The organism is Streptomyces sp. NPDC042638, from assembly GCF_040647235.1.
Lineage (GTDB): Bacteria > Actinomycetota > Actinomycetes > Streptomycetales > Streptomycetaceae > Streptomyces > Streptomyces rameus.
In genome coordinates, this window is record NZ_JBEZBT010000064.1 from 31,485 (window position 1) to 40,803 (window position 9,319).

Below are 9,319 nucleotides of genomic sequence, written 5' to 3' on the forward strand. Positions count from 1 at the left end.
GCCGCGGCCCCGCGGCCGCGGCCCGCTCGTCGGCGGCCGGCGGCCGGGCCGGGGTGACGTACCCGACGAGCCGCTGGTGTCCCGGTTCGTCCTCGCGTACGACGACCACGGCCTCGCCGACGTCCCCGGCCTGGCGCAGGGCCGCCTCGATCTCGCCCGGCTCGATACGGAAGCCGCGGATCTTCACCTGCCGGTCCAGCCGGCCGAGGAACTCCAGTTCCCCGTCGGCGGTCCGGCGCGCCCGGTCCCCGGTGCGGTACATGCGGGCGCCGGGCGGGCCGAAGGGATCGGCGACGAAGCGTGCGGCGGTCAGGCCGGGGCGCCCCAGGTAGCCGCGGGCCACCCCGTCGCCGGCCACGTACAACTCGCCGTCCGCGCCGGGCGGCACGGGCCGCATCGCGGGGTCGAGGACGTGCACCCGGGTGTGCGGCACGGCGCCGCCGATCGTCGGCGTGCCGCGGCCGGCGGTGAGCGGCCCGGTCCAGGTGGCGACGATGGTGGTCTCGGTCGGACCGTAGGAGTTGATCATGCGGCGGCCGGGCGCCCAGCGGTCGACGAGCCCGGCCGGGCACGCCTCGGCGCCCACGATCAGCGTGCTCAGCCGGCGTGCCGTGCCCTGGGCGGGGTCGGGCAGGGTGGCCAGCGCGGCAGGCGGGATGAGGGCGTGCGTGATGCGGTGCTCGTCCAGGACGGCGGCGAGTTCGTCACCCAGCCACGGGCCCTGCGGCGGTACGACGAGGGTGGCACCGGTCAGGACGGAGATGAACAGCTCCAGCACGGAGGCGTCGAAGCTCGGTGAGGAGAACTGGAGCACCCGGTCGCCGGGACCGACCGCGTACCGTTCGGCGGCGGCCGAGGTGAATCCGCCGATACCGCGGTGGGTGACCGTCACACCCTTGGGCGTACCGGTGGAGCCGGAGGTGTAGATGACGTAGGCCGCGTGGTCGGCGCCGGTGCCGGCACCGTGCCCCGCCGCTGGTCCCGCGTCCTCCCCACCGTCCGGCGGTTCCCCCGTGCCCAGCAGCCGGCCGACCCCGTGCGGATCGTCGAGGGTGACCGCGGGCGCGGCGTCGGCGAGCATCAGCGCGCGGCGCTCGGCGGGGTAGGCGGGGTCCACGGGCAGGAAGGCGGCACCGGCCCGGGCGACGGCCAGCTCCGCCGCGATCAGCTCCATGGAGCGGGGCAGCACGAGCGCCACGACCCGGTCGGGCCCGGCCCCTCGCCGTACCAGGTGCGCGGCCAACCGGTCGGCGCGGGCGCCCAGTTCGCGGTAGCTCCAGGTGCGCCGGCCGTCGGTCAGGGCCGGCGCGTCCGGGGTGCGGGCCACCCAGGCGGTGAACAGCTCACCGAGCGTCGGGTACGCCGGAGCCCCGGCACTCTCCGGCGCGCCGGCGGCGGGGCCGGCCTGCGGCAGGGAGGACGCCGGTGCGGGCTTGTCGTGCAGGTCCGTCATGGGTCAAGTCCTTTGGAGAGCGGGACGAAGCGGCGCGGACGACCCCGGCCCACCGCGGGGCGGTGCGCTGGATCGGGGTGACGCACCGGCGTGCGCGACGGTGCGGCGGTGCGACGGGCCGACCGGGGGTCACCTGACCCCTGGGCGCGCCCGGTTGGTCCGGGAGGGCACCGCGGCGGCGGCCCCGTCGGGGTCGCGGGACTGCCGGGTGGTACGGCGCCGGGGACGACCGGGCCGAAACGCCGGGGGCCGCCGGAACCGGGGACTGGACCGGCGGTCTCCCCCGAACCGAGCCCGGAACCGGAACGGACACCACAACTGGCGCGCTCCGGTTGAACCGAGGCCGAGGCCCGGACAGGGACAGAGGCAGAGGCACAGCCCAAGGCTGGGAGAACCGGAACCGGACCGGACCCAGCCCCAGCCCCAACACCGGAGCCGGAGCCGGCCGGCGCCGCCGTTCAGCCGTCGTCGGTACGGCGTGCCGTCCGCCCGGATATCTGCACCCGGTCGATCCTCCCGGTGTCCGGATCGCGGTGGAACCGGCCCCCGGGCTCCGGACGCCCGGTGGCCGGATCGAGCAGGTCGCACGTCAGGTCGGCGTAGCAGACCAGCGGCAGCGCGAGGTCACCGTCCACGGAGAGGGCCGGCGCGCCGTCAGGTCCGGGCGCGACGCGGTACGTCGTGGTGCCGTTGCGGTACGTTCCCTCGCAGCCGGCCAGGGCGACGGGACGGCCCCGGTCCGTGGCGCGGGCGCCGATTGGCACCCGGATACCGGTGAGCCGGGCCAGGTCCTCGGCGATGTCGCGCCAGAGCGCGGTGGCACTCCCGGCGTTGCCCGTGAAGGCGACCACCACGCCGCTCTCGGGATCGGCCCGCAGGTGGCAGGACGTGCCCTGGGCGTTGCCGTCGTGCCCGCACCACACGCGGCCGTCCCGCTGGTACAGGGCGAGGCCGAGGCCCCAGCCGTCGGCCAGCGCGCCCGGCCGTGCGGCGGTCTCGGGGCGGCGCATCTCCTTGGCGACGGCGGGCGGCAGCAGATCCGAGCGGCCGATCAGCGTGTTGCCGAACGCGGCCAGATCCAGGGCGCTCGCGAGCAGCGCTCCGGCCGGTGCCTCCAGCGGCGCGAGGTTCTGCCGGGCCGGACGGGCCCTGCCGGTGGCGGTGTTGACGGCGTGTCCGGCGGCCACGGGGCGGCCGGGCGAGGCGTCGCCGATGAACGCGGGCAGGACACGCAGGGGTTCGAGGAGCAGCGCCCGGACCGCCTCGGGCCACGGCATGCCGGTGACCGTCTCGACCAGTCGTCCGGCGGCGACGTAGCCGGCGTTGGAGTAGGAGAAGTCGGTGCCCGGTGCGAACAGCGTGTCGCGGGCGGTGCAGACGGACGCGAGATAGCGGGCGGCGGTGGTCGCGGCGGCCGTGTCCGAGTCGGGCCCGGTGGGAAGACCGCCGGTGTGGCTGAGCAGGTGACGTACCGTCACCTCAGGTATGCCGCTCAGCTCCGGGAGGTGCTCGGCCGCGGGTTCGTCCAGGTCGAGGTCACCGTCGTCGGCCAGGAGCATGACGAGCGCGGCGGTGTAGGGCTTCGTGAGCGATCCCAGGGGGACCGCCGTCCGAGCGGTGAAGGGGCTGCCGGTCGCGGCGTCGGCCGTACCGGTGTGCACGGTGACGACGTCCGTTCCGGTGTCCAGGACCAGTTGGGCGCCCGGCACCCGGTGCGCCCGGGCGAGGGTGGCCAGCCGGTCCTGCAGCTCCCGGCGTAAGAGGGACGGCGTCCGGACGGCGGCCGGAGCGGCGGGGATGGTGTACGGCATGAGAAGGGGACTCCCGTTGGATGGGTCTCATGTGCGGGTGTACCGGTCCGGTCCGTGCAGAGCGGTGTGGAGCCGGCCGGGGGCGCTGCGCGCGCGGGCTACGGTCTGCGGACCTCGACGGGCAGATGGCGTACGCCGATGATGACCGCCGGGTTCTGGTAGGCGATGTCCTCGTAGGAGGGGATCACCAGGGTGCGGAATCGTTCATGCAGCATCCGCAGGGCGATCCGGGCCTCCAGCCGGGCCAGTGGCGCGCCGAAGCAGAAGTGGATGCCGTGCCCGAAGGTCAGATGGGGATTCGGACTTCGGGTGACGTCGAGGACGTCCGGTGCGGCGAAGCGGGCGGGGTCGCGGTTGGCGGCGCCCAGATGGGCCATCAGCAGGGTGTCGGCCGGGATGTCGTGACCACCGAGGGTGACGGGCCGGGTGACGCGGCGGCCCAGTTCCGGGAAGGGCGGCAGCCAGCGCAGCACCTCCTCGACGGCGGCCGGTATGCGCGCGGGGTCGGCGCGCAGCGCGGCGTCCGTGCCGGGGTGGCGGTCGAAGGTGACGACCGCGTTGCCCAGCAGCGCGGTCGTGGTGATGTGGCCGGCGACCAGCAGCAGGGCCACGAAGCCGACCATCTCCTGGTCGGCGAGTCTGACGCCGTCGACCTCGGCGGCGATGAGTCTGCTGGTGAGGTCGTCACCGGGGTCTGCGCGGCGGGCGCGGATGTGCTCCAGCATGTAGCCGTTCATCTCGCGCACCGTGGGGGCGATGGCTTCCAGCGCCCGCTCCAGGTCGGCCATGTCGGGCGCCTCGCCGAGCTGGTCGCCGCCGAACAGCACGCTCGCCCACTCCTGGAAGAGCCGGTGTTCCTCGGCCGGGATGCCGAGCAGTTCGGCGATCACGATGATCGGCAGCGGATAGGCCAGGGCGTCTACCAGGTCGAACCGGTCGTGGTCGGCGACGGCGTCCAGCAGCCGGGCGGAGACCGCCTCGACGCGGGGTTCGAGCCCCTGCACGACCCGCGGGGTGAACGCCTGGCTCACCAGGGTGCGCAGTTTGCGGTGCTCCGGCGGGTCCATGCCGACGAAGTTGCCCTGGGTGAAGGTCTCGAAGTCGGCCTGGGTGGGAGCCAGTGCGGACATGTCCGAGGAGTAGGTCGCCGGGTCGGCGAGCACGGTGGCGACGCTCTCGTGGTCCAGCACCTGCCAGACGCCCTGTGTCTCGTCGTACCGGACCGGACCGGCATCGCGCAGGTCTCGCCAGCGGTCGGGTAACTCGTCCAGGAGGGGCCGTGAGCCCGTCGGTTGCTTGCTGATCACCTTGTCTCCTTGCTAGCGCGTGCGGGCACGGAGGAGTCACGCACACAGCGGGATGTCATGGGCCGAATCCGGCCCGTGCGTCAGGGAGTCCCGGGCACGGCTGCGCCACCGCTGCCGGAACATCCGGACGGGAAAAAGAGCGCGTGACCCCCGTAGCCTTCCTCGTACGCGGCGGGACGGTCAGCCGCCGTGGGTCTGCTGTCGGGACGGGCCGGAGGCCCTCAACACATGCGGTGCAGGACGCGGCGGCCGCGCGGCCGGCTCCGGCCCCGCGGCGAGCCCGGTCGTGTGGCGCGCCAACCCGACATAACCCCATCCCCTCGGCGATACCTCCCGCGCAGCGACCACGCGGGACCCTCCCGGCTCGTGAACGGACAACGGAGCCCGCGGCCCCGGCCGTTCGAAACGAGGTGTGAGAATACGCAGTCCCAGCCCGTGCCGCCCCATCATTGGCATGATGCGTACCTCGGGACACCTTCGTTTCGATGGAACTCGGCCACAGTCTTCACGGTGAGTCACACGCAAGCAACCCCCTGAAGTTGAACGGAGAGTACTCCCCCGGTGCTCTTGCGTCACCATCCGGCCACTTCATCAGGCCCCTCGTACGCACGACGCGGCGTCCGGACAGTCGCACCGCGTGTGCCCCGGCGCCGCACCCGCAAACCAGGCCCGCGAGAAAAAGACGGTGCCCCGTCATGGCGTCGGGACACCGTCCGACACCCCGTCGGCTTCCGGCCCACCCGTCCGGCCAACCCGCCATGCAGCGGGGCGGGTTGACCGGGCCTTCTCTGATCTGGGGTGATGATCCGGACGGCGACACTCCGGACCCCCCACCGGGTACGGCGACACGACACGCCGTGGGCACCTGCGGGGCCGTCGGCGACACACCCCGCCCGCCCGGCACACCGCCGCCGCGACGCTCGGCCGCCCCGGGGAACGAGCGACCCCGGCCGACCCCTCTGCGTACGAAATCAGCCATCCTGGCGCGAGGGGGGCGCACACGAGGCAACCCGCACATCGCCCGTGCTCCGCCCGCACAGCCGGGCGCCCCTGCCGGCCAGGCCGCCCCGAGGGCGTTCCGGTCCTGGCCGGGGGGTGGTACGGAGAGCCGGGGGCGGACCCGGCACCGGCCGGGCGGCAGGAGGGGCGGTGCACGCGGCATCGGAGCCGACGGGCGACACGCCCGGAACACGCTCTCGCCCCGCCCCGGCTCGTGCGCCCGGTCGGCGCCGGGGCATGGGGGCGGCCGAACGGGCCACGCGGAGCCATCCGCCGCGCGGGGCGCGAACGGGGCCTCAGGAGCGCTCGCCGTGCGCGGGGCGCCACCCCGGGGGGCCTGTGCCCGGGATGCCACGCACGGCCGTGGAAGGAGGTGGTCGGCGTGTCGGACAGGGCGGGGCCGAAACCGGCGCCGGCGGCCCGCGGTGCTGTCACCGACGGTCTGGTGGAGTCCCCCGGCGTCGACGTCGAGGAGCGTCGGCCGGCCTCGGCGAGCTGCTCACGGACATCGGCGACCAGCCGTTGGAGAGGGCGGCGGACGAGGTGGTCCGGCGAAGTACGGCGGCGCGGCAGCGGGTGGACGACGTGGCCGTACTGCCGCTGCGTGCCCGCGCCGACGGCTGACCGGCGCACGACCGTGGTCCGGCCCTCCGTCGGAGGGCCGGACCAGTCCCCGCCGAGCGGACCGAGGGGGAGGCCGGCGGGGAGTTCGGGGCGCCGGCCCGCTCAGCGGTCACCGTGGCCGGACGGCTCGTGGGATGCCGTCGAAGGGCGGCCGGGTCGGTGCACTGGGGGGACGGTCCGGCGCGCGCCGGTGGGGGACGGCTCAGTTGGTCCCGGTGAGGGAGGACGACCCGGCGTCCGCCGTGCCGCCGCCGGACCGGTCACCGGCCGAGCCGGCCGGGTCCGACGAACCGGACGGGTCGGCACCGCCGCCGATCTGGTCGCCACCGGCACCCGCCTGGTCGCCTCCACCCGCCTGGTCGCCACCGGTACCCGTCTGGTCGCCTCCGGCCGCCTGGCCGCCCGTGCCTGCCTGGCCGCCGGTACCCGCCTGATCGCCGGCGCCGGCACCGGCACCCGCCTGGTCACCGGCTCCGCTGCCACCGTTGCCCGCGGCATTCCCGCCGTTGCCCGCGGCATTCCCGCCGCCGCCCGCGCCGTTGCCGCCGTTGCCCGCGGCGTTCCCGCCGTCGCCCAGAGTCGCGCCGGTGGCCTGCAGGGCGGTGGTGACCGGCTGGAAGAAGGTCTCGCCGCCGTTGGTGCAGTCGCCGCTGCCGCCGGAGGTGAGGCCGATGGCGCTGCCGTCCTGGGTGAACAGGGATCCGCCGCTGTCGCCCGCTTCGGCGCAGACGTTCGTCTGGATGAGGCCGGTGACGGTGTCGACGCCGTTCGGGTCGGTCTCGCTCTGGAAGTTGACGGTGGCGTCCAGGCCGGTGACCTGGCCGTCGTGCAGCCCGGTGGTGGACCCCATACGGAACACGGTCGCGCCGACGGTGGCGTCCGCGGCCTGCTTGATCTGCACGGTCTGGCCGTTGCCGGTGTTGACCTCACTGGGCGCCTGGGTGTTCGGGTCGTTGTACTTGACCAGGGAGAAGTCGCCGTTGCCTGGGAAGGTGGCCTGGTCGACGGTGGCGATGGGCTGCCCGTTCTGGGAGTCGGACCAGTCCTTGGCGGCGACTCCGCAGTGACCGGCCGTCAGGAAGGCGGGGCTGCCGTCGGAGGCGGTGACGTTGAAGCCGAGGGAACAGCGGACATTGCCGCCCGTCACCTGGGAGAAGATGGCGTCGCCGCCCGAGACGAATGTCTTGAAGGTGCCGGAGGACGTCTTCAGGGTGGCCATGCCGGAGCCGAGGTCCTGCACGGTGGACCGGAGCCGGTCCCACTGGGCGCCGGTGACGGTGGAGTCGGCGGTGACGAGGACCTTGTCGGTGCGCGGGTCGACGGCCCAGGAGGTGCCGGGGATGGTGGCCCTGGTCTTCAGCGTCCGGGCCGCGGCCTTGAGTTCGGCGGTGCTGTTCTCGACCTTGCGGACGACCGCGCCCGCCTTTTCCGCCTGGACGACGACGTTGTCGTCGCCGCTGACGACGTTGACGACGAGCTGCTGCTTGCCGCTGTCGTAGTAGGAGCCGGCGAAGGCCTCGCCGAGGGTCTTCCGCAGCTGGGCGGCGAGGCCCGAGGCGTCCGCGGCCTTCAGGGTCCTGGCGCCCGCCGTGCCGCCCGCGGCCGTCTTGTCGTGGTCCTGGGAGGCGTTGGCGTTCGGCAGCAGGAGGGCCGCCGCTCCGAGTGCCGCGACTCCGCCCACCGCTATCGCGGCCTTGCGCTTGGGCATTCGCTTGTGACTCAACCTTCTCTACCTCCTGGGGACGGGGGTCTGCCGCTCGTGGGCAGTTCGCGTCGGGGTGGATACCGGGGCGCCTGGATGGCCGTACGTACGCACCGGCCGCGTGGTGTGTTCAATTCCGTTTCCCCGCGGCCGGTTCGGGTGCGGCCGATCGGCCAGGCTCCGCGTGCCGCGGCGGGCGGCCGGGAACAATCCCCCTATGACGATGACGCCCGCCGAGGCCGACAAGATCCTCTCCGTCGCCTTCGCCCCCTGGGTACTGGAGCTGGGGCTGACCGTGGAGGCGGTGGGCGAGGACCGGGCGGTGCTGCGTCTGCCCTGGTCCGACCGGCTGGCCCGGGAGGGCGGCGGGCTGTCGGGGCAGGCTCTGATGGCGGCGGCGGACACGGCGGTGGTGATCGCGGTCTCCGCCGCCCGGGACGGGTTCGTGCCGATGACGACGGTGCAGCAGTCGACCTCGTTCCAACGGGCGGTGACCGGTGCGGATGTCCTGATCGAGGCGGTCCTGACGAAACTCGGCCGGCGGATGGCCTTCGCGGACGTCACGTTGAGCGATGCGGCCTCCGGAGCGCTGGCCGCCCGGGCGAGCACGGTCTATGCGCTTCTTGACTGACACGACTGACACACACAGCTACTGATCAGTAACGGTCAGTACCGAACATGAAGCGGAATCCCTCCTTCAGGGAATCTGCACATCTCATACCCAGTCGCGTCACCGGCACCCGGGGATCTGCACATCCGCGCGCTCCCGGGCAGGCCATTGGCGAGGAGTGCCGGATTCGCGACGGGGCGGACAAGGCACCCGGGGCGAGGATGCCGTGCGGCATGTGAAGGAGTCGCCGACATCGCGTGCGCACACCTGCACGGATGAAGCCGCTCGCGAGCCAAGTGCCCAGGTGAGAGCCCTGGTTGATTGGAAGCGCGCCCCGCGTGCGTGCTTTGATCCATTGCACCGCGGGGGTCTGGCGGCCTTCCGGAGACGGAAGCCCGGCGCCCGCGGCGGCGGCCGTCCGTCTGTCCCCAGAGGGGGCCGCTCTCCCCCTTGTGAAATACCCATATGAAGGGAAGTTCCATCATGAACTCCACCCCCCAGGTTGAGACCGTCGAGATCTCGGACGCCGAGCTGGACAACGTCGCCGGCGGCCTGTCCGTGAACGCCCTCACCACCGTGACCGGTGCCGTGAACGGCATCGCCCCGGTTTCCGGCCTGGTCAACACGGTCGTCGGCACCGTCGAGGGTGTCACCGGCCTGAACACCCAGCCGGTCACCAACCTGGTCGCCGGTCTCTGACCGCACCTCGGTGCCACCGAAGTCCCGGAGCCGGTCCTCGGGTCCGGGACTCTCGGATGGCCAGGAACACGGGGGCACCCGGCACACGTGCGCCGCTGTCGCACACACGTATGC

6 protein-coding genes are annotated in these 9,319 nt (G+C 73.6%); 2 read left to right on the forward strand and 4 right to left on the reverse strand.

Translation table 11 applies throughout. From position 1 onward, the window contains the following. From AB0B40_RS33320 to AB0B40_RS33335, 4 genes are all read right to left on the reverse strand, one after another. The coding region (locus tag AB0B40_RS33320) for an amino acid adenylation domain-containing protein (protein WP_362267236.1) at positions 1 to 1,453 on the reverse strand (1,453 nt) is incomplete at its 3' end. 458 nt (positions 1,454 to 1,911) lie between these two features. After that, entirely contained in the window at positions 1,912 to 3,264 is a 1,353-nt protein-coding gene (locus AB0B40_RS33325) for a serine hydrolase domain-containing protein (RefSeq protein WP_362267238.1), read from the reverse strand. Between the two features lie 98 nt (positions 3,265 to 3,362). Beyond that, positions 3,363 to 4,571, reverse strand: a complete 1,209-nt coding sequence (locus AB0B40_RS33330; RefSeq protein ID WP_345060349.1) for a cytochrome P450 — start codon at positions 4,569 to 4,571, stop codon at positions 3,363 to 3,365. Positions 4,572 to 6,396: 1,825 nt separating this feature from the next. Further along, positions 6,397 to 7,902, reverse strand: coding sequence for a S1 family peptidase (locus tag AB0B40_RS33335; protein ID WP_362267242.1), 1,506 nt, complete (start codon positions 7,900 to 7,902; stop codon positions 6,397 to 6,399). Between the two features lie 211 nt (positions 7,903 to 8,113). Here AB0B40_RS33335 and AB0B40_RS33340 point away from each other — a divergent pair, with 211 nt between their 5' ends. After that, a complete protein-coding gene (locus tag AB0B40_RS33340; RefSeq protein WP_345060347.1) occupies positions 8,114 to 8,527 on the forward strand; it encodes a PaaI family thioesterase in 414 nt (137 codons plus the stop codon). A 462-nt stretch (positions 8,528 to 8,989) separates the two neighbouring features. Further along, positions 8,990 to 9,205 carry a type A2 lantipeptide gene (locus AB0B40_RS33345; RefSeq protein ID WP_345060345.1) on the forward strand — a complete coding sequence of 72 codons (216 nt, stop codon included), beginning with the start codon at positions 8,990 to 8,992 and terminating at the stop codon, positions 9,203 to 9,205. The last annotated feature ends 114 nt before the right edge of the window (positions 9,206 to 9,319 follow it).